Below are 25,284 nucleotides of genomic sequence, written 5' to 3'. Positions count from 1 at the left end.
CCGAAAGCAGACCAAATGCGGGCCAATGCCAGGGCCGGGCCACCCGGTGGGGGTGGCCCGGCCCGTGGTCGGTGCGGTCAGACGACTTCGATCTTCAGCAGGTCCACCCGGTCGAAGAGGTCCACGTGGACGTTCTTGACCTTGGTCGAGTGGCCGAAGTTGTTCTGCCCGTACCGCAGCGGGATCACCGGCAGGTCCTGCGCGAGCAGGTCCTCCGCCGCCTGGTACTTCTCGATCGCCTCGTCCTCGGTCGCCGCGCGGGCGCCCTCGGCGAGCAGCTTGTCGAATTCCGGGTTGGCGTAGCCGTAGTAGTTCGACGAACCGTTGGTGCTGTAGAGCGGGCCCAGGTAGTTCTCCATGGACGGGTAGTCCATCACCCAGCCCATCCGGAACAGGCCGACCGACTGCTTCTGCTTGAGCTTGGTCAGCAGGTCCGCGAACTTCGGCTCGGCGTTGCCGACGCACTCCACGCCCAGGTTGGCCTTGAGCTGGTTGCAGGTGGCGTCGATCCAGTCCTTGTGGCCGCCGTCGCCGTTGTAGGACAGTTCGATCTTCTTCGGGCCGCCCGCGGCCTCGTACATGGCCTTGGCCTTGACCGGGTCGAACGCGCCGGCGGTGCCGATGGTGTTCTCCCGGTAGCCCGCGACCACCGGCGAGACGAACGAGCGCGCCGGCTGCTGCGAGTCCTTGAAGATCGACCTGGTGATCTCGTCCCGGTCGATCGCCATCGAGATGGCCTTGCGCACCTCGGGCTTGCTGAACTCCTTCTGGAACGTCGGGAACGCCAGCACCTGGAGTGACGAGGCCGGGCTCTGCTGGAACCGGTCGCCGAGGTCGGTGGCGGCGGTGGACAGGTTCTCGGTCGGGATCGTCTTGATCACGTCGAGGTTGTCCGACAACACGTCCGCGTACGCGGCGGTCGGCTGCTGGTAGATCCGGAACTCGACGCCGCCGACCTTGGGCTGCTGGCCCGGGAACGCGTCGTACTTCTCCACCTCGACCTTGGCGTCGTGCTGCCAGTTGCCCTTCATCTTGAACGGGCCCTGGCCGATCGGCGCCTGCTCGTAGCCCTCGGCGAGCACGCCCGGGGCGGAGAAGGCCGCCTTGGGCAGCGGGTAGAACGCGGTGTAACCGAGCATGGTCTTGAAGTCCACGTACGGCTCGGTGAGCGTCACCGTGAACGTCAGGTCGTCGACCTTCGTCAGGCCGCTCAGCGTCTCGGCCTTCGGCTTCTCGCCCTGAAGGTCGTCGTAGCCGGCGATCTTCTCGAAGAAGTAGCTCGAGTTCTGGCCGTTCGGCGCGTACGCGCCGTAGTTCCAGGCGTCGAGGTAGTTGTCGGCGGTGACCTTCTCGCCGTTGTGGAACGTGTAGCCGGGCTTCAGCTTGATCGTCCAGACCTTGTTGTCGGACGAGGTCACCGACTCGGCGGCCACCTCGTGCGGCTTGTTCGCCTCGTCGTAGTCGACAAGCGGGCTGAACAGGGCCGACAGCACCTGCGAGCCACTCGTCTCGTTGGTGTTTGTCGGCACCAGGTGCTGCGGCTCGGCGATCTCGATCCGCACGGCCGCGTCGGGGTCGCTTGCGCCGCCGCTGCCGCCGCCCGTGCCGCAGGCCGCCAGGCCCAGGGTCACCGCGAGCGGGAGAGCGGTCCAGGCCGCGAGCCTACGAACACGCATGGACTCTCCTCATCTCCTCACGCTGCGCGGTCGGCCCGACGCTGGGTGACGCTGCGCAACGAGCCGTAACGGTAGGTCGCGGTGCGACGGATCGACAACGGATGGGTAACGAATCGGTGACTCCGTGTGCCCGAATGTGCCGTTTCGAACGCTCTCTGATGACTCTCGGTGACGAAGGCCACGTCTCGGCGCAACCTCGCCGGGCGTCGCGGGTCGAAGCCGCGGACATGAGACGATCACGGGGTGACGGCGACGATCCTGGACGGCAAGGCGACGGCGGCGGAGATCAAGGACGAGCTGCGGGCGCGGGTTAAGGCGCTCGCGGAACGCGGCATCACCCCAGGTCTCGGCACTGTCCTGGTCGGCGCGGACCCGGGCTCTGAGGCGTACGTCAACGGCAAGCACCGCGACTGCGCCGAGGTCGGCATCGCCTCGCTGCGGGTGACGCTGCCCGCCGACGCGAGCCAGGAGCAGCTCGACGCGGCGCTCGCCGAGCTGAACGCCGACCCGGCCTGCCACGGCTACATCGTCCAGCTTCCGCTCCCGGCCCACCTGGACACGCAGCGGGCGCTGGAGTCCATCGACCCGGACAAGGACGCCGACGGCCTGCATCCGGTCAACCTGGGCCGGCTCGTGCTCGGCTACGACGCCCCGCTGCCTTGCACCCCGCGCGGCGTGGTCGAGTTGTTGCGCCGGCACGACGTGCCGCTGCGCGGCGCGAACGTCGCGGTGGTCGGCCGCGGCAACACCGTCGGCCGGCCGCTCGGCCTGCTGCTCACCCGGCGCAGCGAGAACGCCACCGTCACGCTCTGCCACACCGGCACCCTCGACCTCGCCGCACACACCCGCGCCGCCGAGATCGTCGTCGTCGCCGCCGGGGTGCCGGGGCTGCTCACCGCCGACATGGTCGCCCCCGGCGCGACGGTGGTGGACGTCGGCATCACCCGCGTGATCGGCGACGACGGCAAGGGGCGCTACACCGGCGACGTCGACCCGGAGGTGTTCGAGGTGGCCGGCAAGGTGGTGCCGATGCCCGGCGGCGTCGGGCCGATGACCCGGGCCATGCTGCTGACCAACGTGGTGGAGCGGGCCGAGCGGGGCCACTGACCACCCAGACAGGTCATAACCGTCCGCCCCTGGCCCGTTCGGTGCCAGGATGGCTGATACGGTCCGGGAAACCGACTGGTATCAGGGAGTGGGACGACCATGGGTAAGAAGGTCACTGTCGTCGGAGCCGGCTTCTACGGCTCCACCACCGCACAGCGTCTGGCCGAGTACGACATCTTCGACACCGTCGTGATCACCGACATCGTGGAGGGCAAGCCGGCGGGCCTCGCGCTGGACCTCAACCAGTCGCGCGCGGTCGAGGGCTTCGAGACCACCGTCGTCGGCGTCACCACCGGCCCGAACGGCGAGGGCTACGAGGCCATCGAGGGCTCGGACGTCGTCGTCATCACCGCCGGTCTGCCCCGCAAGCCGGGCATGAGCCGGATGGACCTGCTGGAGACCAACGCCAAGATCGTCCGTCAGGTCGCCGAGAACGTCGCCAAGTACGCCCCGAACGCCGTCGTCATCGTGGTGTCGAACCCGCTCGACGAGATGACCGCGCTGGCCCAGCTCGCCACGCAGTTCCCGAAGAACCGGGTGCTCGGCCAGGCCGGCATGCTCGACACCGCCCGGTTCACCAACTTCGTCGCCGAGGCGCTGAGCGTACCGGTGAAGTCGGTGCGGACGCTGACCCTCGGCTCGCACGGCGACACCATGGTCCCGGTCCCGTCCCAGAGCACGGTGAACGGCAAGCCGCTGCGCGACGTCATGCCGGCCGAGCAGATCGAGGAGCTGGTCGTCAAGACCCGCAACGGTGGCGCCGAGGTGGTGGCGCTGCTGAAGACCGGTTCCGCATACTACGCCCCGTCCGCCGCCGCGGCCCGGATGGCGAAGGCTGTGGCCGAGGACTCCGGTGACGTCATGCCGGTGTGCGCGTGGGTCGACGGCGAGTACGGCATCTCCGGCGTCTACCTGGGCGTCGAGGCCGAGATCGGCGCCCAGGGCGTCAAGCGGGTCGTCGAGACCGACCTGGACGCCGACGAGCGAGCCGCCCTCAAGGAGGCCGCCGAAGCCGTCCGCGCCAAGCAGAACGACATCTCCTCCCTCTGAGCCGGCCCGCGCGTTGATCATGAAGTTGGCGGTGTTTTCGATCTCTGCAACTGCCGCTAACTTCATGATCAACAGGGTGGGGTGGGGTGGGGGTGGGTGCGGTCCGGTCGGTTTGCAGTACGCTCGTACTGCTTGAGCACGTGTCCCCCGAGAGGAGCGCCGGCCGATGGCGAAGATCAAGGTAAACAACCCGATCGTGGAGATCGACGGCGACGAGATGACCCGGATCATCTGGAAGCAGATCCGGGAGCAGCTGATCCTGCCCTACCTCGACGTCGACCTGCACTACTACGACCTGTCGATCCAATACCGCGACGAGACCGAAGACCAGGTCACCGTCGACGCCGCCAACGCCATCAAGGAGCACGGCGTCGGCGTCAAGTGCGCCACCATCACCCCGGACGAGGCCCGGGTGGAGGAGTTCGGCCTGAAGAAGATGTGGCGGTCGCCGAACGGCACCATCCGCAACATCCTCGGCGGCGTGGTCTTCCGCGAGCCGATCATCATGTCGAACGTGCCGCGGCTCGTCCCGGGCTGGACCAAGCCGATCATCATCGGCCGGCACGCGCACGGCGACCAGTACAAGGCCACCGACTTCGTCGTCCCCGGCCCGGGCAAGGTCACCATCACCTATGCCCCGGCCGACGGCTCCGCGCCGATGGAGATGGAGGTCGCCAACTTCCCCGGCGGCGGCATCGCCATGGGCATGTACAACTTCGACGAGTCGATCCGGGACTTCGCCCGCGCCTCGTTCCGCTACGGCCTGGACCGCAACTACCCGGTCTACATGTCGACCAAGAACACCATCCTCAAGGCGTACGACGGCCGCTTCAAGGACATCTTCGCCGAGGTGTTCGAGGCCGAGTTCAAGGCCGAGTTCGACGCCGCCGGCCTCACCTACGAGCACCGGCTGATCGACGACATGGTCGCCGCCGCGCTCAAGTGGGAGGGCGGTTACGTCTGGGCCTGCAAGAACTACGACGGTGACGTGCAGTCCGACACCGTCGCGCAGGGCTTCGGCTCGCTCGGTCTGATGACCTCGGTGCTGCTCTCCCCGGACGGCCGCACCGTCGAGGCCGAGGCGGCGCACGGCACGGTGACCCGGCACTACCGGCAGTACCAGAAGGGCGAGAAGACCTCGACCAACCCGATCGCGTCGATCTACGCCTGGACCCGGGGCCTGGCCCACCGGGGCAAGCTGGACGGCACCCCGGCGGTCACCGAGTTCGCCGACACGCTGGAGAAGGTCATCGTGGAGACCGTCGAGGGCGGCCAGATGACCAAGGACCTCGCGCTGCTCATCTCGCGGGACGCCCCGTGGCTGACCACCGACGAGTTCATGAACGCGCTCGACGAGAACCTGGCCCGCAGGCTCGCGGCCTGACGGGTAAGGAAGGGCCCCTTCTTAACGCCTGGCGTTGTAGAAGGGGCCCTTCTTAACACCTCAGGGCCGGCCCGGGCGAGACCCGACCGGCGTGACTTCGGCCGGTGCGCCCTCGTTGACGCTGGTGGACGAGATGCCAGTCGCGTCCAGAGGAAGGTTGGCCGCCGTCGCGCGCCGACCAGTCAACCTTCGTGGCTGCTGAGCGCAGCCAGCCGTCCCTTCCCTGCGGGGGGCCCTGTCCCGGGCCCCCCGCGCCCCATGCGCCCGGCACCGATGTTAATAAGGGCCCCCTCCGCTACCGCAGGCGTTAATAGGGGGCCCTGCTTTCACGCGGCGCGGAGGAGCTCGGCGGCGCGCTCCGGGGCGATGTCGTTGATGAACACGCCCATCCCGGACTCCGAACCGGCCAGGTACTTCAGCTTGTCCGTCGCGCGCCGGATGCTGAACAACTGCAGGTGCAGGTGGCCCAGCTCCCGGTCGACGTGCACCGGCGCCTGGTGCCAGGCCGCGATGTAGGGCATCGGCAGGTCGAACAGGCCGTCGAAGCGGCGCAGCAGGTCGAGGTAGAGCGGGCCGAAGGCGTCCCGCTCGGCGTCGTCGAGCGCCGGGATGTCCGGCACCGGGCGGTGCGGGGCCACGTGCACCTCGAACGGCCAGCGGGCCGCCGCCGGCACGTAGGCGGTCCAGTGCTCGTTGCTCGCCACCACCCGGTCACCGGTGGCCCGCTCGGCGGCCAGCACGTCGGCGTAGAGATTGCCCCCGGTGCGCTCGGCGTGCCGCCGGGCGGCGGCCAGCATGCCGCGGGTCCGCGGCGTCACGAACGGGTACGCGTAGAGCTGGCCGTGCGGGTGGTGCAGCGTCACCCCGATCTCCACCCCCCGGTTCTCGAAGGGGAACACCTGCTCCACTCCGGGTAGCTCACTCAGCGCGGCGGTGCGGTCGGCGAGCGCGTCCAGCACGGTCCGCACCCGCACCGGGGAGAGGCGCGCGAACGAGGCGTTGTGGTCGTCGGTGAAGCAGACCACCTCGCACCGGCCGCGCCCGGGGCGGACCGGGGTGAACGGCGTGATCTCGGCCGGTTCCTCGGCCACCCGCTGGCTCAGCGACGGGAAGCGGTTCTCGAAGACGACCACGTCGTAGTCCGGCGCCGGGATCTCGCTGTGCCGGTCGCCGCGCGACGGGCACAGCGGGCACTGGTCGGCCGGGGGCAGGAAGGTGCGGGTCTGCCGGTGCACGGCCACCGCCACCCACTCGTCGGTCAGTGGGTCGTGGCGCAGTTGGGAGGCGGGCGGCGGCGGGGGGAGGTCCCGCCGGTCCGGCTGGTCCCGCACCGCGTCGTCCCGCTCGTCGAAGTAGATCAGCTCGCGGCCGTCGGCCAGCTCGATCTGCGTACGTTTCACTCCGCCCCCCTCGTCGCCGGCACCGTCACCAGCTCACCCACCCTGTCGTCGAGTACCCGCCGCGCGTCGGGCGGCAACCGGTCGTCGGTGACCAGCACGTCCGCCGCGTCCAAGGCGACGATGGAGGAGATGCCGACGGTGCCCCACTTGGTGTGGTCGGCGAGCACCACGAGCGCGTCGGCGGCGGCCACCAGCGCCCGGTTGGTGTCCGCCTCCATCAGGTTCGGCGTGGTGAAACCGGCCCGCTCACTGATGCCGTGCACGCCGAGGAAGAGCAGGTCCAGGTGGAGCGCGGCGATCGCGGCCACGGCCAGCGGCCCGACCAGCGCGTCCGACGGGGTGCGGACCCCGCCGGTGAGCACCACGGTCTGGTCGGGTCGGCCGCCGACGTGCAGGATCTCGGCCACCGGCAGCGAGTTGGTGACCACTGTCAGGTCGGGCACCTCCACCAGCCGGCGGGCCAGCTCGGCCGTGGTGGTGCCGGCGGAGAGCGCGATCGCGGCGCCGGGGCGGACGAGCCGGGCGGCGTACGCGGCGATGGCCGACTTCTCGGTGGACTGGCGGACGGACTTGGCCCGGAAGCCGGGCTCGTCGGTCGAGCCGGGCCCGGCCAGCGTCGCCCCGCCGTGCACCTTGGCGAGCAGGCCCTGCTCGTGCAGCGTCTCCAGGTCCCGCCGGATGGTCATGTCGGACACGCCGAACTCGGCGGCCAGTTCGCTGACCCGGACCCCACCGGCGGCGCGGACCCGTTCCAGGATGGTCGTCTGTCGCTGTCGCGCCAGCATCCCGCCTCGCCTCCGGGAAGTCGGCGACCGCGCGAACGCAGTCGAACGTGTTCCAACAAAGACGAACAGTACCGTTCGGCGTGGGCGAACGCGACACCGCCGCCGCCCCACAGGGACGACGGCGGTGTCGGGGAATCCGTGCCGGTCAGGCCGGTTGCAGGCGGGGCTCCACCCAGCCGGTCTCGCCCAGGTGCTCCATCACCCGCTGCACCGCCTCGTCGACGGTCAGGTCCGAGGTGTCCACCACCAGGTCGGCGTCGGTGGGCTCCTCGTACGGGTCGTCGATGCCGGTCATCCCGGTGATCAGGCCAGCCCGGGCCCGGGCGTAGAGGCCCTTGCGGTCGCGCTGCTCGCAGACCGCGAGCGGGGTCGCCACGTGCACCAGCAGGAAGCCCGCCCCGGCCGCCCGGGCCATCTCCCGGGCGGTGGCCCGGGCGGCGGCGTACGGCGCGATCGGGCAGCAGATGCCGACGCCCCGGTGCCGGGCGATCTCGGCGGCCACCCAGCCGATCCGGCGCACGTTGAGGTCGCGGTCGGCCTTGCTGAAGCCCAACCCGGCCGACAGCTCCCGCCGCACCACGTCGCCGTCGAGCAGCGTGATGCTCCGGTCGCCCTGCTCCCGCAGCACGTCCGCGAGGCCCCGGGCGATCGTCGACTTGCCCGAGCCGGACAGGCCGGTCAGGAAGATCACCAGGCCGCGGTGCCGCCGGGGCGGGCGGGCCCGGGTCAGTTCCCGGGCCACCGCGGGCGGGGTGTGCCACTCGGGCAGCGGGAACCCGCGGTCGAGCAGGTCGTCGACCTCCTCCTGGCTGAGCGCCAGCCGGCGGTTGCGGGGCGGGATGTCCTCCCGCCAGCGCCACTGCCCGTCCCGGTTGTCGTACGCCAACTCCCGGGGCACCAGCACCCGCAGGCCGGCGCCGGAGAGCATGCCCTCGGTGGAGAGCAGGTGGGTCACGCCGTAGGCGGCGGCGACCCGCGCCCGCAGCAACGCGTCGCTGATCTCGTCGGGCCGGCGGGCCAGCGGCACCGCCACCAGCGTCGCCGGCGGCATCCGGTCGCGGCCGGCGAACACGGTGCGCACCAGCGCCTCGGCCGGCAGCCCGCCGGTCGACTCCTCGCCCACCGGGATCAGCACCAGCAGGTGCGCGCCGAGGGTGCGTGCCGCGTGCGCGATCTGGGCCAACTGCGGGCGGTGCAGCGGCCGGTCGGCGAAGACCCCGAGCACCCGGCCCGGCGGCAGCAGCCCCCGCACCTCGTCCGGGCTGCGCCGCAGGCGCTGGAACGGCCCGTGGCCGCCGTCGCCCAGCCGGCGTACCGCGCCGCCCACGCCCACCGTGCCCTCGCGGGCCGGCCACATGTCGGTCACGTCCATGGCCGCCACCGGGGCGCCCTCGCCGTCGGTGAGCACCAACGCCCGGCGGGCCGGGTCGGCCAGTTCCAGGCCGTCGGCGAGCGCGGCCGGCACCTGGAGCGTCACCGGCACCGGCCACGGCGTGCCGTCGGCGAGCCGGCCACGCCGGCCGAGCGAGGCCAGGTCCGCCCGGCTCATGAAGCCGGTCAGCGGCGCGTACGCCCCGGTGAGCAACAACTCGAGGTCGGCCAGCTCAGCGGGCCTTGGCGCGTACGACGGCGCATCCCGCAGCACATCCTCGGGCAGGATCCACCCGTTGCTCATCGAACCCCCAACTCGCCGGCCGGCACACAGTTTCGCAGCCCACCGGCGATCGGTCGAGAGCGCCACTCCACCTCCCGGCCACCCGGCGGTCCGCCGGGCGTCGATCGTCGCTCAGCCGGTGGCCGCCAGCGCCGCTGCGCCGAACGAGACGGCGAACCGTTCGCACCAGATCGAGACGCTGGTCAACCCGGTGAGATCGGTTCCGGCGGGAATCGCGTACGCCTGGTCGCCGCGGTTGCCCTTGAGCGGGCCGAGCGCCACGTGCCGTCCGTCGTCGAACACATGCCACCCGGACGGACCGGTCCGAACCGGCTGGTCGGTCAGCCAGACCTGAAGATCCGGACCGTTCGAGGTGTCCAGCCCGACCAGCTCCAGCCGGTGCCGTCCGTCGGCGGTGCGGACGATCCGGGCGACGCCGCGGGTCTCGTGCTCGTGGCTGACGAACTCGCCGCTGCCCAGCAGCACCGGGCCGGCGGGCGTCGCCGCGGGCGCGGCAGACGACGAGGAGGAGGCCGGCGCGGACGGCACCGCCACCAGTTCCTCGTGCACCTCGGTGTCGGTGACCAGCTTCCAGGGCTGGAACCAGTAGAGCGCGGTCGCCGCGCCGAGCGCGAGGACGGCGACGGCGACCCAGGTCAGCGGGGCGCGCAGGAGACGCTTCGGCATGTGTCGAGTCTCCCCGGCGGCGGTCCCGCCGGCACCGCTCCGGCCGCTTACGGAAGCCTTACCGGCGGCGTCCGGGCGGAATCAGGGACATCCCCGAGCGTTTCCCGGTGCACCGGCGGGCCCGCGCTTCCTAGGCTGGCAGCGTGACACTGCTCGCGACCGAGTCGCTGACCAAGACGTACGGAGGCCGGGTCACCGCGTTGGCCGACCTCACCGTGTCGGTCGAGCCGGGGATCATCGGGCTGGTCGGCGCCAACGGCGCCGGCAAGTCCACCCTGATCAAGATCCTGTTGGGTCTGCTCCCGCCGACCGCCGGCCGGGTGCAGGTGCTCGGCCTCGACCCCACCACCGATCCGGCCGCGGTCCGCGCCCGGGTCGGCTACATGCCGGAGCACGACGCCCTCCCGCCCGACCTGTCCGCCGCCGAGCTGGTCACCCACCTGGGCCGGATGAGCGGGCTGCCGCGCACCGTCGCCCGGGAGCGGGCCTCCGAGGCGCTGCGCCACGTCGGCCTGCACGAGGAGCGGCACCGGGCCGTCGGTGGCTACTCCACCGGCATGAAGCAGCGGGTGAAACTCGCCCAGGCGCTGGTGCACGACCCCGACCTGCTGCTGCTCGACGAGCCCACCAACGGCCTCGACCCGGCCGGCCGGGACGCCATGCTCGCCCTGGTCCACCGGATCGGCACCGAGTTCGGCATCTCCGTGGTGGTCTGCTCGCACCTGCTCGGCGAGGTGGAGCGGATCTGCGACACGCTCGTCGCGATCGACGGCGGCCGGCTGCTGCGCGCCGACCGGGTCGCCGCCATGACCACCGCCACCGACGTGCTCGCCGTCGAGGTGAGCGAGGGTACGGAGGAACTCGCCGCCCGCCTCGCCGCGCTCGACCTGCCGGTGTCCCGCGACGGGCGGCTGCTGCTCGTCCCGCTCGCCGATGACCACACCTACGACCTGATCCTCGGCGCGGTCGCCGAGCTGGACCTGCCGCTGCACCGGTTGGACCAGCGGCGGCACCGGGTGGCCGAACTCTTCGCCCCGAGGGAGCCCAGCCATGCCTGAAGCCACCGGCGTCATCCACGACATCGGCTACCAGCGCTACACCGGCCCGCGGCTGGGCCGCCGGCAGGTGTTCGGCGCGCTCTACGCCCACGGTGTGCGTACCGTCTTCGGGTTGGGCCGCAGCGCCAAGGCGAAGATCTTCCCCTGGTTGGTGGTCGCCGTGGTCACCGTGGTGGCCGCCGGGCTGACCGCGGTGCGCAGCCAGATCGGCCAGGTGGTGATGACGTACGCGCAGTTCGCCGACGCGATGAGCTGGCTGGTCATCTTCTTCGTCGCGGTGGCCGCCCCCGAGCTGGTCTCCCGCGACCTGCGCAGCGGCGTGCTGCCGCTCTACTTCTCCCGGCCGCTGCCGCGCGGCGACTACGCGCTGGCCAAGCTGCTGTCCCTGGGCACCGCGCTCTGGCTGCTGCTCGGCGGCCCGCAACTGGTGATGTTCCTCGGCGCCGCGTTCACCACCTCGCGGGGCCTGCGCGGGGTGTGGGACGAGCTGCTCGACCTGCTGCCCGGCCTGCTCTACGCCGGGCTGTGGGCGGTGGTCTTCGCCTCGATCGGCCTGCTGGTGGCGTCGCTCACCGGCAAGCGCGCGTTCGCCGCCGGCGGCATCGTGGCGGTCTTCCTGATGACCACGCCGGTGGTCGGCGTGCTCTCCATCATGCCCTCCCGGACGGTCAACGAGTTGGCCTTCCTCGCCTCCCCGTCGTCGCTCGTCAGTGGCGTGGGCACCTGGGCGCTCGGCGACCTGCTGACCCAGGGACAGGAGGGGGGCATCCCGATCGGCGACTTCGGGCCGGTCTACGCGGTGGTCGCCGTGCTGCTGGTCGCCGCCTGCGTCAGCCTGCTGCTCCTGCGATACCGGAAGGTGGCCGCCCGATGACGGCGATCAGCACCCAGCCGGCGGCCGACGTGCCCGCCGCCGTGACCAGCACCCTCGACCTGGCCGGCGTCTCCCGCTGGTACGGCAACGTGGTGGCGGTCAACGACGTGACCATGCGACTCGGCCCCGGGGTGACCGGCCTGCTCGGCCCGAACGGGGCCGGCAAGACCACGCTGCTGCACATGATGGCCGGGTTCCTCGCCCCGTCCCGGGGCACGGTGACGCTGGACGGGGAGCCGACCTGGCGCAACCCGGGCGTCTACCGGCGACTCGGCCTGGTCAGCGAGCGGGAGGCGGTGCACACGTTCCTCAGCGCGTACGAGTTCGTGCTGGCCAGCGCGAAGCTGCACCGGTTGCCCGACCCGGAGGCGGCGGCCCGGCGGGCGATCGAGCTGGTCGAGATGGAGAGCGCGCAGGGCCGGCGGATCGGCACCTACTCCAAGGGCATGCGGCAGCGCACCCGGGTGGCCGCCGCGCTGGTGCACGACCCGCAGGTGCTGCTGCTCGACGAGCCGTTCAACGGCATGGACCCGCGGCAGCGGCTGCACATGATGGCGCTGCTGCACCGCCTCGGCGACGCCGGCCGGACCATCCTGTTCAGCTCGCACATCCTGGAGGAGGTCGAGCAGGTCTCCGGCACCGTCCAGGTGATGGTCGCCGGCCGGCTGGCCGCGTCCGGCGACTACCGCACCATCCGCCGGTTGATGACCAACCGGCCGCACGTCTTCGCGGTGCGCTCCACCGACGACCGGGCCCTGGCGGTGGCGCTGATGGCGGAGACCTCGGTCACCGGCGTCGAGCTGGGCCGCGCCGGGCTGACCGTGCAGGCCGGTGACTACGGCGCGTTCACCCGGGCGCTGCCCCGCATCGCACTCCGCCACGGCATCCGGGTCCGGCAGTTGCTGCCGGAGGACGAGTCGCTGGAGAGCGTCTTCTCATATCTGGTGGAGGCCTGATGTCGACAGTCACCTGGATCACCGCGCGCGGCCTGTTCGGCCGGAGTCGGTTCCTCATGCTGCTGCCGTTGCCGCTGGTCCTGATCGGCCTGGCGGTGCTCTGCCGGTCGCTCGGCGTGGACCCGGGCCAGTGGGGCTCGCCGGTGCTCGTCGGCCTCGGCCTCGCCGTGGTGCTGCCGGTGGTCGCGCTGATCGTGGGCACCGGGGTGCTCGGCGCGGAGATCGACGACGGCACGGTGGTGCACATCCTCACCAAGCCGCTGCCCCGCTGGCAGATCGTGTTGCCGAAGCTCGCGGTGGCGGTCGGGGTGACCGCGGTGACCGTCGGCGTGCCGCTCTACGTGGCGGGCGTGTTGGCCGACTCGGTACGCCTCGGGCTGGCCCTGGTCGCCGCGTCGGCGGCGGGCGCGCTGGCCTACTCGGCGCTGTTCGTGGCGCTGAGCCTGGTGAGCCGGCGGCCGGTGCTGCTCGGCCTGGTCTACGTGCTGATCTGGGAGGGGCTGCTCGGCAACTTCGTCAAGGGCACGAAGGTGCTCTCGATCCAGCAGTGGGTGATCGCGCTGGCCGACCGGATGGCGCCCACCCCGCTGCTCGGCACCACCGTCTCGGTGCCGGTCGCGGCCGTGTTGACCGCGCTGGTGGCGGTCGGTTTCACGGTGCTGGCGATCGACCGCCTGCGGTCGTTCAGCGTGGCCGGCGAGACGAGCTGAGCCGGCGGGGCCCCGCTCCGGCGTCCGCCGGCGCCGGAAAGGGGCCCCGCCGCGACCGCCCCGTTCTGCTAGGTTGCGGCGTCGACGACACCAGACACGGGGAGAACACTGTGCGTTCCGCTCGACCCGCCCTGCTGGCTCCGGCCGCGGCGGCGCTGATCATCATGTCCGGCTGCACCTCCGGCGGCGACGACACCTCCGCCGCCGGGGCCGACAAATCGACGGCACCGACGCCGGCCCCGGCCACGCCGTCGGTGCCGTCGGTGTCACCCGCCCCGGTGGGCCTGGACGAGGCCACCAGGACCACCTGCACGGCCGCCGAGAAGGACATCACCACCGCGCTCAAGGAGGCGGCCGAGGCGGAGAAGATCGGCCCGCCGGCCGGGCACTCCGCGGTGAGCGCGCAATACTCCGCCGGTGCGGCGACGCTCTACACGCACGCGTTCACCAGCAGCGACGACGTCAACGCCGCGGTGAAGGCGGTGGCGGCCGAGATGGGTGATCTCGCCGACACCTGGGCCGGGGCGCCGAAGAAGGCGCCCAGCAAGGCGAAGCTCACCGCCGCCCGGGCGAAGCTCAGCACGGCCTGCGCGGCCGGCTGACGTCGAGAAAAGGGGCGGTCCGGAGTCGGCCCGCCCCTTCCGACCTCAGAACGCGCAGGCGACGACCAGTTCGGAGGTGCGGTCGGGGAGCAGGTCGAGCTTCGCGATCCGACCCGCCGCCCGCAGGTCGTCGGCCACGGTGGTGAGCTGGTCGAGCAGCGCCGCCGGCCCGAGCGCCTCGGCCAGCGGCACGTCTGCCCGCATCGACAGCTTCCGCTCCGACTTGGCCCGCCGGACCTGCCCCAGCGCGTCCGCGGCCAGCCGCAGCAACTCGGCGTCGCCGGGCGCGGCCATCGCGCGGGCCACCTCGTAGGTGGTCGGCCAGGTCGAGCGGTGCACCGAGCCGTACCGCCACCACGACCAGACCTCCTCGGTGACGAACGGCAGCACCGGGGCGAACAGCCGGAGCTGCACCGACAGCGCGGTGGCCAGCGCCGCCCGCGCCGAGTCGGCCGCCGGCCCGCAGCCGTAGGCGCGTTCCTTCACCAGCTCGATGTAGTCGTCGCAGAACCGCCAGAAGAACGACTCCGTGGCCATCAGGGCGGCGGTGTGGTCGTACCCGTCGAAGGCGGTGGTCGCGGTGGCGACCACGCCGGACAACTCGGCGAGCATCGCGGTGTCCAGCGGTGCCGTGGCGGTGGCCCGCAGCGCGTCGGCGGCGCCCAGGCCGAGGACGAACCGGGACGCGTTGAGCAGCTTGGTGGCCAGCCGGCGACCCACCTTGACCTGGGCCGGGTCGAAGGCCAGGTCCGTGCCCGGCTTGCCGTTGGCGGCCCAGTAGCGCACCGCGTCGGAGCCGTGCTGCTCCAGCAGGCCCATCGGCGTGACCACGTTGCCCTTGGACTTGGACATCTTCTTCCGGTCCGGGTCGAGGATCCAGCCGGAGAGCACCGCCGTCCGCCAGGGCAACACGCCGTGCTCCAGGTGGGATCGGACCACTGTGGCGAACAGCCAGGTGCGGATGATGTCGTGCCCCTGCGGGCGCAGGTCCATCGGGAACACCCGACCGAACAGGTCCGGGTCGGTCTCCCAGCCGCCCACGATCTGCGGGGTCAGCGACGAGGTGGCCCAGGTGTCCAGCACGTCCTCCTCCCCGGTGAAACCGCCCGGGACATCGCGCTGCGCCTCCGGGTAGCCGGGCGGCGGCTCACTGGTCGGATCGATCGGCAGCGCCGCCTCGTCCGGTGTGAGAGGGTGGGCGAAGTCCGGTTCGCCAGCGTCGTCGAGCCGGTACCACACCGGCACCGGCACGCCGAAGAACCGCTGCCGGCTGACCAGCCAGTCGCCGGTGAGACCACCCACCCAGTGCTCGTAGCGGTGCCGCATGTGCTCCGGCACCCAGCGCAGCTCACGCCCCCGGGCCAGCAGCCCGTCGCGCAGGTCGGCGTCCCGCCCGCCGTTGCGCAGATACCACTGCCGGGTCGACACGATCTCCAACGGCCGGTCGCCGCGCTCGTAGAACTTCACCGGATGGGTGATCGGGCGCGGCTCACCGACGAGGTCACCGGCGTCGCCCAGCAGCTCCACGAGCGTCCGCCGGGCGCCGTTGACCGTCTGCCCGGCCAGCGCCGCGTACGGCTCCGCCGGCACGCCGGCCGGCGGCTCCGGCAGCAGCCGGCCGTCCCGGCCGACCACCACCCGGGTGTCCAGCCGCAGCTCCCGCCACCAGGTCACGTCCGCCAGGTCGCCGAACGTGCAGACCATCGCGACGCCCGTGCCCTTGGCCGGGTCCGCCAGCGGGTGCGCGCGCACCGGCACCTGGACCCCGAAGACCGGGGTACGCGCCGACGCGCCGACCAGGTCGGCGTACCGCTCGTCGTCCGGGTGGCAGACCAGCGCCACGCAGGCCGGCAGCAACTCCGGCCGGGTGGTGTCGATCAGCACCTCGCGCCCGCCCGGACCGGTGAACCGCAGCCGGTGGTAGGCGCCCGGCCGGTCCCGGTCCTCCAGTTCCGCCTGCGCCACCGCGGTGCCGAACCCGACGTCCCAGAGCGTCGGGGCCTCCGCCTGGTAGGCCTCGCCCCGGGCCAGGTTGCGCAGGAACGCGCGCTGGCTGGCCGCGCGGGCCGCCCGCCCGATCGTGGTGTAGGCCAACGACCAGTCCACCGACAGGCCGAGCCGCCGCCACAGCGCCTCGAAGACCTTCTCGTCCTGCCCGGTCAGCGTCTCGCACAACTCGATGAAGTTGCGCCGGGAGATCGCGGTCGGGTTCTTCCGGGCGTCGTCGCCCACCGGGGCGGCCGGCGCTCGCCAGCCCGGGTCGTACGGCAGCGCCGGGTCGGGGCGCACCCCGTAGACGTTCTGCACCCGGCGCTCGGTGGGCAGCCCGTTGTCGTCCCAGCCCATCGGATAGAACACGGTCCGCCCGCGCATCCGCTGGAACCGGGCCACCGTGTCGGTGTGCGTGTAGGAGAAGACGTGCCCCATGTGCAGCTCGCCCGACACGGTCGGCGGCGGGGTGTCGATCGAGAAGACGTCCGCGCGTTCCTTCGAGCGGTCGAACGCGTACGTGCCGTCGGACTGCCAGCGACGGGCCCAGGTCTCCTCGAGGCCGTCCAGGCTCGGCCGCTCCGGGACGCCGGCGCGGGCCGTCCTCGTCGTGTCGGTCATCCGCCGATGGTAGGCACCCGCACCCGGCCACTCCACGGCTTTCGCAGGCCAGCCGATGAACCGGGCGAACAACGCCTGCGGTGACGGCTGCTCGTCCGGGTTGAGGTGGTGGAGATCGGTCACCGCTTCGCAGAGCTGCTCGCACAGGTAGACCGACGGGCCCACCCGATCGCCCGCGTACCCGGCGACCAGGGCCAGGCGGGCAACCCCGCACGGCCATGGTTGGGCGCACCGCCCGCAGAGCCAGATCGGGCGTACGGGTAGATGCCGGCAGTTGGCGCTGCCCATGCCGACCCCGACGCCCTCGCCCGGGACGGGCGCCGCCTGGCGGGTGCCTTCGGAGTGGGGGCGCAGTGCCGGTCGGTGATTTCTCGAATGACGCGGATGATGATCGGGCGAACGAACTGCACGCTCGCGGAGTGGGTCAGGCGCAGGACGTCGCGCTCACCCCGGCGGAGGTGGACGACCTGGTCGCCTCCCGTATCGAGCGGCAAGCCATCCTGCGCCGGGAGCGCCCACCCCTGTTCGTCGCCGTCATCTTCGAGGGAGTGTTGTACCAGTCGGCGTATGGCGACCGTGAGCTGATGCGCGAGCAGGTCGAGCACCTTGCCCGGTGTGCGGCCCTCCCCACAGTGCAGGTGCACACCGTGCCCAGGGACATAGGCATGTATCCGGGGCTCGGCGGCGGCTTCATCATCGCCGAACTGCCCGGCGGTGAGCACGTCGCGCATGTCGACAGTCAGGGGCCGGCGCAGATCGTGAATGAGGCTGCGCCCGTTGCTACGCTCAGTCGTAGGTGGGAGCGCATCAGGGGTGAAGCCCTCTCCCGCAACCAGTCCCTAGACCTGATCAGAGAAGCGGCAGGATCATGGACATGACCGGCGCGCAGTGGCGCAAGAGCACGAAGAGCGGCAACAACGGCGGCTCATGTGTCGAGGTCGCCGACAGCCTCCCGGGCATCGTCCTGGTCCGGGACACCAAGGACCGTGACGGCGGAACGCTGACCTTCGGGCCGGCATCCTGGCAGGGCTTCGTCAGCTTGGCCAAGGAGATCGGCCCCATGGGCTGACCGAGCCTTCGCTCGCTCAGCAACTCCGCCTCGGAGCGGCAAGGGCGGAACTTCTTATCCACCTCTTGAGATCCGCAGAGATCTTGGTGGGAAAGCGCCCCTATGGGGGCCATTTCGTACCAAGATCTACTCGCGCCTCGCGCCTCGCGCCTCGCGCCTCGCGCCTCGCGCCTCGCGCCTCGCGCCTCGCGCCTCGCGCCTCGCGCCTCGCGCCTCGCGCTCAGAGCAGGGAGTCGCGCCACTGGCGGTGCAGGGCGGCGTAGCGGCCGTCGGCGGCGGCCAGCTCGGCGGGGGAGCCGTCCTCGACGATGCCGCCGGCGTCCAGCACCAGCACCCGGTCAGCGATCTCCACGGTGGAGAGCCGGTGCGCGATCACCAGCGCGGTCCGGTCGCACAGCACGTTCCGCAACGCCCGCTGCACCAGCCGTTCGGTCGGCACGTCCAGTGAGGAGGTGGCCTCGTCGAGGATCAGCACCCGGGGGTCGGCCAGGAACGCCCGCGCGAACGCGACAAGTTGCCGCTGCCCGGCGGAGAGCCGGCCGCCGCGCCGGTGCACGTCGGTGGCGTACCCGTCGGGTAGCGCGGCGATGAACTCGTGCGCGCCGATGGCCCGGGCGGCGGCGACCACGGCGGCGTCGTCGGCGTCCGGGCGGCCGAACCGGATGTTCTCCGCGACGGTGCCGCTGAACAGGTGGGTCTCCTGGGTGACGAGCACCACCGCCCGGCGCAGCTCGGCGTCGGCGAGGTCGCGCAGGTCGATCCCGTCCAGGCGGACCGCCCCGGCGTCCGGGTCGTGGAAGCGGGCCAGCAGCTTGGCGACCGTGGACTTGCCGGCGCCGGTGGGCCCGATCATCGCGACGGTCTGCCCGGCCGGCACGGTCAGTTCCAGGCCGGACAGGATCGGCGTGTCCGGCCGGTAGCCGAAGGAGACCGAGCGGAAGTCGACCGCGCCGCGCGGCGGCCCGGCGGGCAGTGGCACCGGCCGCGTCGGTTCGGCCACCGCCGGGCGTTCGTCGAGCACCCCGGCCAGCTTCTCCAGCGCTGCGGTCGCCGACTGGAGCGAGTTGTAGAACTGGCTCAGTTCATCCATCGGCTCGAAGAAGCGGCGCAGGTAGAGCAGGAACGCGGCGAGCACGCCGACCTCGGTGTGGCCGCCCAGCACCCGCCAGCCCCCGTACGCGAGCACCGTCGCGGCGGTGAGGTTGCCGATCAGCCGGATGCCGGGGGAGTAGACCGCGATGAGCCGGAACGCACGCAGGCTGGCCCGCCGGTAGTCGTCGTTGACCGTGTCGAAGATGCGTTGGTTGCGGGACTCGCGGCGGAACGCCTGCACCGCCCGGATCCCGCGCAGCGACTCGACGAAGTGCACGATGACCAGCGCCACCGCCTCCCGGGTGCGCCGGTACGCCCCGGCGGAGGCCCGGGCGAACCAGCGGGACAGCCAGTACAGGAACGGGAAGGCGAGCAGGGTGACCGAGGCCAGCGGCAGGTCCAGCCAGAGCAGGATGCCCGCCACCGACAGCACCGACAGCACGGCCATGACCAGCCGGTCGATCCCCCCGTCGACCAGTTCGCCGATCGATTCCAGGTCACTGGTCAGCCGGGACACCATCCGGCCCGAGGTGTAACGCTCGTGGAATCCGACGTCGAGACGGAGGAAGTGTGCGTACACCCGGCGGCGCAGGTCGAGCAGGACGGCCTGGCCGATCCGGGCGGCGAGGGCGAGGAACGCCCGCCGGGCCGCGTACTCGGCGGTGGTGGCCACGACGAACGCGGCGGCCACCGCGATCAACGGGCCGGCGTCGCCGGTCCGCAGCGGCCCGATGCCCCGGTCGATGCCGAGCATGACCAGGTAGGGGCCGGCCATCGCGGCGGCGTTCTGGGCCAGCAGCAACGTCACGGCCACGCCCAGCCGGCGACGGTGCGGGCGGAGCAGTTGCCGCAGCAGGAGCCGACTGCGGGCGCGGAGCCGGGTGACCGCCGCCGGGGAGGAGTCCTCGGCGCGGCTGCGGTCGGCGTCCGGGTCGGTGGCCCGCCCCCGCCACCGGGACAGGTCGCCGTCCGGGCCGGCGGCGGAGCCGGGGCCGCCGGCGTCGCGGGCGGTGCCGGTGCCGGGCGTGGCGGCGGTGTCGCGTGTGGTGGCACCATGTCGGGCGGGCGAGCCGCGGGACGGTGGGACCCGCGCGGCACGCCAGGTCACGAGCGGACCAGACCGACGCCGCCGGTCCGGCGCGCCGGACCGGCGGAGAGCAGCGCCCGGTAGGCCGGCACCCCGGCCAGCATCTCGGAGTGGGTGCCCACGGCGACGATCCGGCCGCCTTCCATCAGCGCCACCCGGTCGGCCAGCGCCACCGTCGAGGGCCGGTGCACCACCAGCAGCGCGGTGGTGTTCCGCAGCACCCGCCGCAGTGCCGCCTCGACAAGCGCCTCGGTGTGCACGTCGAGCGCGGAGAGCGGGTCGTCGAGGACCAGTAGCGCGGGCCGGCCGAGCACCGCCCGGGCCAGCGCCAACCGCTGCCGCTGCCCGCCGGAGAGCGACAGCCCCTGCTCGCCGATCCGGGTGGCCAGCCCCCACGGCAGCTCGTAGGCGAAATCGCCCTGCGCCAGCGTCAGCGCGGCCCGGATCTGCTCGTCGTCGGCGTCCGGCCGCCCCAGGGTGAGATTCTCCCGGACCGACATGGAGAACAGGGTGGGCTCCTCGAAGGCCACCCCGACGAGCCCGCGCAGCGTGCCGAGCCGCAGGTCGCGAACGTCGTGCCCGTCGAGCGTGATCCGGCCGCCGGTCACCTCGTGCAGGCGGGGGACCAGCGAGAGCAGCGTGCTCTTGCCGCAGCCGGTGGCGCCGACCAGCGCGAGCGTCTCGCCGGGTTCGACGGTGAGATCCAGCTCGTGCAGCACCGGGTCGGGCACGCCCGGGTAGCGGAAGCTCACCCGCTCGAACCGGAGCCGGCCGCAGACCTCGGCGCGGCGCAACGACCTGGCGTGCGGAGCATCCACGATGGTCGGCGGGGTGTCGAGCACCTCCTGGATCCGGTCGGCGGCGGTGGCGGCCTCCTGGCCGTTCGCGATGATCCAGCCGAGCGACTGCACCGGCCAGATCAACATGAGCTGGAGGCTGACGAAGGCCACCAGCTGCCCGATGGTGAGCGCGCCGCCGGCCACGGCGGCGGCGCCGGCCACCAGGACCGCGCCGAGCGTCAGGTTGGGCACCAGGTCGAACAGCGCCGACGTGCGCGCCAGCAGTCGGGCCTTGCCGACCCCGGTGTCGTGCAGCCGGCGGGCGCCGGCGGCGAAGCGGGCGGCCAGCTCCGGGCCGCGCCCGTACGCCCGCATCGTGCGCAGCCCCTGCGCCGTCTCCTCGACCAGCGTGGCGACGTCGCCCTGCTGGTCCTGCATGCGGCGGGAGGCCGCGTGGTAGTGCCGGGCGAACCGGCGGCTGATCAGGAACAGCGGCACGGCGCTGGCCGCGACCAGCAACCCGAGCCACGGGTGCAGCCGGACCAGCAGCACCACCACGGCGGCGTAGGTGATCAGGTTGAGCACCAGGAAGAGCAGGCCGAAGGAGAGGAACCGGCGGATCACCGAGAGATCACTGGTGATCCGGGAGAGCAGTTGACCGGACTGCCAGCGGTCGTGGAAGCCGGCCGGGAGTCGTTGCAGGTGGGCGTAGATGTCGGCCCGAATGGCCGCCTCCATGCCCACGGAGGAGGACGACTGCGTCCACCGCCGGATGAAGATCAGCACCGCCTCGGCCGTGCCGAGCAGCAACGCGAGCGCGCCGAGGCGGAGCAAACCGGCCTCGTCGTGCCGGGCCACCGGCCCGTCCACCACCCGCTGCACCACCAGCGGGACGGCCAGGCTCGCCGCGGTCGCGGCCAACGCCGCGACCAGCAGCCAGGCGAACTCCGGCGCATACGGGCGCAGATAGGGGCGCAGCCGCCAGAGGTTGCGCAGCGGCTGGGACCGGGCCTCGGGATGCGCTGCGGGGTTGCCGTCGCTGGGCGCGGGCACCAGCCGACGGTAGCGGCCGGGTCCGACGGTGTGGGGTCAGCTAGCCGTCACCCGTCCCTCATGCCCGAGAAGCCACTTCTTCACGTCCAGCCCCCAGCGGTAGCCACCGAGCGCGCCGTTGGTGCGCAGGACGCGGTGGCAGGGCACGAAGAGCGCGGCGGCGTTGCGGGCGCAGGCCGCCGCGGCGGCGCGTACGGCGGCGGGCCGTCCGGCCAGCGCGGCGAAACCGGTGTAGGTCACCGGCTCGCCGGGCTTGACCTCACGCAGCACGTGCCAGGCGTGCGCCAGGAAGAGCCCGTCGGTGTGCTGTTCCACCTCGACCGCGTCGATCGCGGCCAGGTCGCCGTCGAGGTAGGCCCGGACCGCGGCGGACACCGGACCGAGGTCGGCCCGCTCCCGCAGGTCGCCGCGCAGGCTGGGGTGCGTCAACGGCGACAGCGTCGCCGGGTCGGCGGTGAAGCCCGCCGCGCGCACCGCCCCGCCGGGACCGGCGAGCACGCTCAGCGGGCCGGCGGGGGTGTCGATGACGGTGCAGTCCACAAGGGTCATGCCGCTCTCCAGAGTCGGATCGTCGCGTAGGACCGCCAGGGGCGCCAGCGGTCGGCGTGGGCGTGCAGGGTCTTCGGGTCCTCGGGCAGGCCGAGCGCGGCTGCGCCGCGGCGAACGCCCAGGTCGGTGGCGAGCATGACGTCGGGATCGCCGAGCACCCGCATGGCCAGGTAGCCGGCGGTCCACGGGCCGATGCCGGGCAGCGCGGCCAGGTGCCGTACCGCCTCCTCCCGGTCGCCGCCCGGCTCCAGGTCCAGCTCGCCGTCGGCGACCGACCGGGCCAACGCCCGGATCGTCTCCCGCCGGGCCCCCGGCATCCGGAACGCCGGGTCCGGCGCGGCGAGCACCTCGGCCGGGCTCGGGAACGCCAGCAGCCCGTCATCGCCGACCGGCGTGTCGGTGCGCCGGACGGCGTTGACCAGGTGGGTGAGCGTGGTCCGCGCCGAGCGGAGCGAGACCTGCTGGGTGGTGACGGCGCGGACGGCCGTCTCGAATCCGTCCACGGCGTGCGGGAGCCGGACCCCGGGCTCGGCGGCGACCGCCGGGGCCAGGGCCGGGTCGCCGGCCAGGGCGGCATCCACCGCCTCCGGATCCGCGTCGAGGTCGAGCAGGCGGCGGCACCGGGCCACCGCGGGGGCCAGGTCGCGCATGTCGGCCAGGCGCAGCGTGGCGGTCACGTGCCCGTCGGCCGGGGTCAGCGCCACCGCGCCGGGCCCGTGCGGCAGGCGCAGGCCCCGGTGGTACGCCCCGTCGCGTACCTCCTCGACGCCGGGCAGCGCGCGCAGCGCGAGGAAGTCCAGCAGTGCGCCCACGTGCAGCGGCGGCCGGTGGGCCAGGCGCAGCGTGACGGTGCCCGCCCCGCCGGCCGCCCGTCGGCTGCTCCGGCCGGCCCGCAGCTCGGACGGGGTGATGCCGTAGACCTCGCGGACCGTGTCGTTGAACTGCCGCACGCTGCCGAACCCGGCGGCGAAGGCCACCTCGGCGAGGCCGAGCCCGGTGGTCTCGACCAGGATCCGGGCGGTCTGCGCGCGTTGCGCCCGGGCCAGCGCGAGCGGACCGGCGCCCAGCTCGGCCCGGAGCATCCGGTGCAGGTGCCGCTCGGTGTAGCCGAGCCGGGTGGCCAGGCCGGGCACGCCGTCCCGGTCGACCACGCCGTCGGCGATCAGCCGCATCGCCCGGCCCACCAGATCGGCCCGGACGTCCCACTGGGGTGAGCCCGGCGCGGCGTCCGGCCGGCAGCGGCGGCAGGCGCGCAGCCCGGCGCCCTGCGCGGCGGCGGCGGAGGGGAAGAACCGGACATTCTGTCGCTTCGGCGTCATTGCCGGACAGGACGGCCGGCAGTAGATCCCGGTCGAGGTGACGCCGGTGTAGAACCAGCCGTCGAACCGCGGGTCGCGGCTGTCGACGGCCCGGTAGCACCGCTCGAAGTCCAGCTCCATGACACCGATCCTGCCTCGCAGGTCGGCCGCCCGGCTGGCGGGATTCGGACGTCACGTGCGCCAGTCACGCCAGTACGGAGAGGTGGTGGTTTCCCGGGCCCTCGGACACCACCACCCCGGCGAGGTGGCGTGGATCTTGCCGGCGGGCCGGTGAGACTGTCGTAAGTGGTCGGTATCGTCCCGCCACCAACTCAAGAGAAGGTGGGGGCGTCCGCTGATGCGATCGGGGCGAGCACGAATCGACGCCGCGGTGGTGTAGGGCTTCTACGACCGGATGCGGGCCGTGGCGCCGGCCGCCTACGGCGCGATCGAGCGGGACCGGGCCGGCGACCCGGGGCGGCCCTTCGTCGACACCGCCTGCGGTCGGCTGGTCGCTTCGCTCGACCCGGCCGGGCTGCGGGCGCTCGGCATGTGGGCGCACCACTGGTGCATGCGCTTCTACGACGACGACACCCGGGTCGGGGTGCGGCTGGTCCGGGAGATCGCCGCCCGGTCCGGCCTCGGCTGGACCGCCGACGAGGTGCGCTGGCTGCTCGACCGCTCCGACGAGGCCGGGCCCGCCGCCGCGCACCGGTTCACCCTGCCGCTCGCCGCGGCGGCCGAGCTGCCGCTCGGCGCGCTGCCCGACAACGTGTCCGACGACGCCCGGCCGGACGAGTGGCGCCGGCTGCGGGCCGGTTGAGCGAGCCGCGCGCGGACCGGTCGGGGTGAGCTTGGCGAGCCGTGCGCCGGCCGGCGTCGGGGTGAGCTGAGCGGGCGGCGCGCCGGCCGGGGGTGGGCTGAGCTGGGTGAGCCGCAGGTGGTCGAGGAGTCGGCGGAGGCCGGCCTGGAGGCGCAGCGCCAGATCCCCGGACGAGGCACAATGATCTCCATCGCCGCCGGCCGGAAGGAACGTCATGCCCGCCTCTGAACCGACGATCGTCGCCACCAGCATGGGCTACTTCAGCCGGCGCCGCGGCCCGTGGGACGCCCGGCCCAGCCAGCTCTTCGACCACATGTCCGAGCTGGCGCACGCCGGCGACGCGCCGAAGGTCTGCTATCTCGGCCAGGCCGTCGGCGACCAGCCCACCGGCCTCACCGTGTTCTACGGCGCGTTCGCGAACACCCGGTACCGCGCGTCGCACCTGGCGCTGTTCCCGATGCCGAACGTCGACGACGTCCGCGCCCACCTGCTCGCCCAGGACATCGTCTGGGTCGGCGGCGGCAGCGTGGCCAACCTCTGCGCGGTGTGGCGGGTGCACGGCCTGCCGGAGATCCTGCACGAGTGCTGGCAGGCGGGCGTGGTGCTGGGCGGGGTCTCCGCCGGCTCGATCTGCTGGCACACCGGCGGCGCGACCGACAGCTACGGCCCCGACCTGCGAGCCTTCACCGACGGGCTGGGCTGGCTCCCCTACGGCAACGGCGTGCACTACGACAGCGAGGAGCAGCGCCGGCCGCTGATGCACCGGCTGGTCGCCGACGGCGCGCTGCCGACCAGCCACTGCACCGACGACGGCGTCGGGCTGGTCTACCGGGGCACCCGGCTGGCCGAGGCGGTGGCCGACCGGCCGGACGTGGCCGCGTACGAGCTGGTGCGCGCCGAGGACGGCACGGTGCGGGAGACCCGGATCGAGCCCCGGCTGCTGCCCGCCGGGCCGGACGACCGGTAGACCGCGTAAGCTGG

The 25,284-nt window shown here is 72.8% G+C and carries 21 protein-coding genes and 1 pseudogene; 12 read left to right on the top strand and 10 right to left on the bottom strand.

The annotated features are described in order from the left end of the window. Window positions 1-77: 77 nt before the first annotated feature. Complete coding sequence (locus AB0H28_RS00995) at window positions 78-1,676, bottom strand: ABC transporter substrate-binding protein (RefSeq protein ID WP_358032382.1); 1,599 nt, start codon at window positions 1,674-1,676, stop codon at window positions 78-80. Window positions 1,677-1,919: 243 nt separating this feature from the next. Between AB0H28_RS00995 and AB0H28_RS00990 the strand changes: the two genes are divergently transcribed. The 3 genes from AB0H28_RS00990 to AB0H28_RS00980 all read left to right on the top strand — a co-directional run bounded on the left by AB0H28_RS00990 (window position 1,920) and on the right by AB0H28_RS00980 (window position 5,217). Further along, entirely contained in the window at window positions 1,920-2,783 is an 864-nt protein-coding gene (locus tag AB0H28_RS00990; RefSeq protein ID WP_358032380.1) for a bifunctional methylenetetrahydrofolate dehydrogenase/methenyltetrahydrofolate cyclohydrolase, read from the top strand. Window positions 2,784-2,882: 99 nt separating this feature from the next. Further along, window positions 2,883-3,833, top strand: coding sequence for a malate dehydrogenase (locus AB0H28_RS00985; RefSeq protein ID WP_358032377.1), 951 nt, complete (start codon window positions 2,883-2,885; stop codon window positions 3,831-3,833). Between the two features lie 166 nt (window positions 3,834-3,999). Continuing rightward, window positions 4,000-5,217 (top strand): NADP-dependent isocitrate dehydrogenase, encoded by a 1,218-nt coding sequence (locus tag AB0H28_RS00980; RefSeq protein WP_358032374.1) that lies wholly within the window; start codon window positions 4,000-4,002, stop codon window positions 5,215-5,217. Between the two features lie 326 nt (window positions 5,218-5,543). Here AB0H28_RS00980 and galT read toward each other — a convergent pair whose 3' ends face one another. The 4 genes from galT to AB0H28_RS00960 form a co-directional block, all read right to left on the bottom strand. Next, window positions 5,544-6,617: a galactose-1-phosphate uridylyltransferase gene (gene galT, locus AB0H28_RS00975; protein WP_358032371.1), complete on the bottom strand. Its 1,074-nt coding sequence runs from the start codon at window positions 6,615-6,617 to the stop codon at window positions 5,544-5,546. Then, window positions 6,614-7,402, bottom strand: coding sequence for a DeoR/GlpR family DNA-binding transcription regulator (locus tag AB0H28_RS00970; RefSeq protein WP_358032369.1), 789 nt, complete (start codon window positions 7,400-7,402; stop codon window positions 6,614-6,616). Before AB0H28_RS00970 ends, galT begins: the two co-directional genes overlap by 4 nt. Window positions 7,403-7,547: 145 nt before the next feature. Then, entirely contained in the window at window positions 7,548-9,077 is a 1,530-nt protein-coding gene (cysC, locus tag AB0H28_RS00965; RefSeq protein WP_358032366.1) for an adenylyl-sulfate kinase, read from the bottom strand. A 111-nt stretch (window positions 9,078-9,188) separates the two neighbouring features. After that, complete coding sequence (locus AB0H28_RS00960) at window positions 9,189-9,743, bottom strand: DM13 domain-containing protein (RefSeq protein WP_358032363.1); 555 nt, start codon at window positions 9,741-9,743, stop codon at window positions 9,189-9,191. A gap of 143 nt (window positions 9,744-9,886) precedes the next feature. Between AB0H28_RS00960 and AB0H28_RS00955 the strand changes: the two genes are divergently transcribed. From AB0H28_RS00955 to AB0H28_RS00935, 5 genes are all read left to right on the top strand, one after another. Further along, window positions 9,887-10,801, top strand: coding sequence for an ABC transporter ATP-binding protein (locus AB0H28_RS00955; protein ID WP_358032361.1), 915 nt, complete (start codon window positions 9,887-9,889; stop codon window positions 10,799-10,801). Then, on the top strand, window positions 10,794-11,675 hold the full coding sequence (locus tag AB0H28_RS00950; protein WP_358032358.1) for an ABC transporter permease: 882 nt from the start codon (window positions 10,794-10,796) through the stop codon (window positions 11,673-11,675). The genes AB0H28_RS00955 and AB0H28_RS00950 overlap by 8 nt, the downstream gene beginning before the upstream one ends. Continuing rightward, a complete protein-coding gene (locus tag AB0H28_RS00945) occupies window positions 11,672-12,631 on the top strand; it encodes an ABC transporter ATP-binding protein (protein WP_358032355.1) in 960 nt (319 codons plus the stop codon). The genes AB0H28_RS00950 and AB0H28_RS00945 overlap by 4 nt, the downstream gene beginning before the upstream one ends. Next, window positions 12,631-13,341: an ABC transporter permease subunit gene (locus tag AB0H28_RS00940; protein WP_358032353.1), complete on the top strand. Its 711-nt coding sequence runs from the start codon at window positions 12,631-12,633 to the stop codon at window positions 13,339-13,341. The genes AB0H28_RS00945 and AB0H28_RS00940 overlap by 1 nt, the downstream gene beginning before the upstream one ends. Window positions 13,342-13,451: 110 nt before the next feature. Then, window positions 13,452-13,943 (top strand): hypothetical protein, encoded by a 492-nt coding sequence (locus AB0H28_RS00935; protein WP_358032351.1) that lies wholly within the window; start codon window positions 13,452-13,454, stop codon window positions 13,941-13,943. A 45-nt stretch (window positions 13,944-13,988) separates the two neighbouring features. Here the strand turns inward: AB0H28_RS00935 and valS are convergent, their stop codons facing one another. Further along, window positions 13,989-16,553, bottom strand: a complete 2,565-nt coding sequence (gene valS, locus AB0H28_RS00930) for a valine--tRNA ligase (protein ID WP_358033807.1) — start codon at window positions 16,551-16,553, stop codon at window positions 13,989-13,991. Window positions 16,554-16,993: 440 nt separating this feature from the next. Between valS and AB0H28_RS00925 the strand changes: the two are divergent. Together AB0H28_RS00925 and AB0H28_RS00920 are read left to right on the top strand one after the other, a co-directional pair. Further along, window positions 16,994-17,431: pseudogene (locus tag AB0H28_RS00925) on the top strand (DUF5753 domain-containing protein); the annotation flags it as partial. Beyond that, a complete protein-coding gene (locus AB0H28_RS00920; protein ID WP_358032348.1) occupies window positions 17,428-17,622 on the top strand; it encodes a DUF397 domain-containing protein in 195 nt (64 codons plus the stop codon). The pseudogene AB0H28_RS00925 and the gene AB0H28_RS00920, both read left to right, overlap by 4 nt. 220 nt (window positions 17,623-17,842) lie before the next feature. Here AB0H28_RS00920 and AB0H28_RS00915 read toward each other — a convergent pair whose 3' ends face one another. The 4 genes from AB0H28_RS00915 to AB0H28_RS00900 all read right to left on the bottom strand — a co-directional run bounded on the left by AB0H28_RS00915 (window position 17,843) and on the right by AB0H28_RS00900 (window position 23,621). Continuing rightward, window positions 17,843-19,675 (bottom strand): ABC transporter ATP-binding protein, encoded by a 1,833-nt coding sequence (locus AB0H28_RS00915; RefSeq protein WP_358033805.1) that lies wholly within the window; start codon window positions 19,673-19,675, stop codon window positions 17,843-17,845. Window positions 19,676-19,818: 143 nt separating this feature from the next. Continuing rightward, complete coding sequence (locus AB0H28_RS00910) at window positions 19,819-21,633, bottom strand: ABC transporter ATP-binding protein (protein WP_358032346.1); 1,815 nt, start codon at window positions 21,631-21,633, stop codon at window positions 19,819-19,821. A 36-nt stretch (window positions 21,634-21,669) separates the two neighbouring features. Then, window positions 21,670-22,182 carry a methylated-DNA--[protein]-cysteine S-methyltransferase gene (locus tag AB0H28_RS00905; RefSeq protein ID WP_358032343.1) on the bottom strand — a complete coding sequence of 171 codons (513 nt, stop codon included), beginning with the start codon at window positions 22,180-22,182 and terminating at the stop codon, window positions 21,670-21,672. Beyond that, window positions 22,179-23,621: a DNA-3-methyladenine glycosylase 2 family protein gene (locus tag AB0H28_RS00900; protein WP_358032340.1), complete on the bottom strand. Its 1,443-nt coding sequence runs from the start codon at window positions 23,619-23,621 to the stop codon at window positions 22,179-22,181. Before AB0H28_RS00900 ends, AB0H28_RS00905 begins: the two co-directional genes overlap by 4 nt. A gap of 274 nt (window positions 23,622-23,895) precedes the next feature. Between AB0H28_RS00900 and AB0H28_RS00895 the strand changes: the two genes are divergently transcribed. Together AB0H28_RS00895 and AB0H28_RS00890 are read left to right on the top strand one after the other, a co-directional pair. Further along, window positions 23,896-24,303 carry a hypothetical protein gene (locus tag AB0H28_RS00895; RefSeq protein ID WP_358032337.1) on the top strand — a complete coding sequence of 136 codons (408 nt, stop codon included), beginning with the start codon at window positions 23,896-23,898 and terminating at the stop codon, window positions 24,301-24,303. Between the two features lie 214 nt (window positions 24,304-24,517). Then, window positions 24,518-25,270 carry a peptidase E gene (locus AB0H28_RS00890; protein ID WP_358032335.1) on the top strand — a complete coding sequence of 251 codons (753 nt, stop codon included), beginning with the start codon at window positions 24,518-24,520 and terminating at the stop codon, window positions 25,268-25,270. The last annotated feature ends 14 nt before the right edge of the window (window positions 25,271-25,284 follow it).

The organism is Micromonospora sp. NPDC050980, assembly GCF_040653835.1.
Lineage (GTDB): Bacteria > Actinomycetota > Actinomycetes > Mycobacteriales > Micromonosporaceae > Micromonospora.
This window is presented reverse-complemented; position numbering and strand designations above follow the sequence as displayed.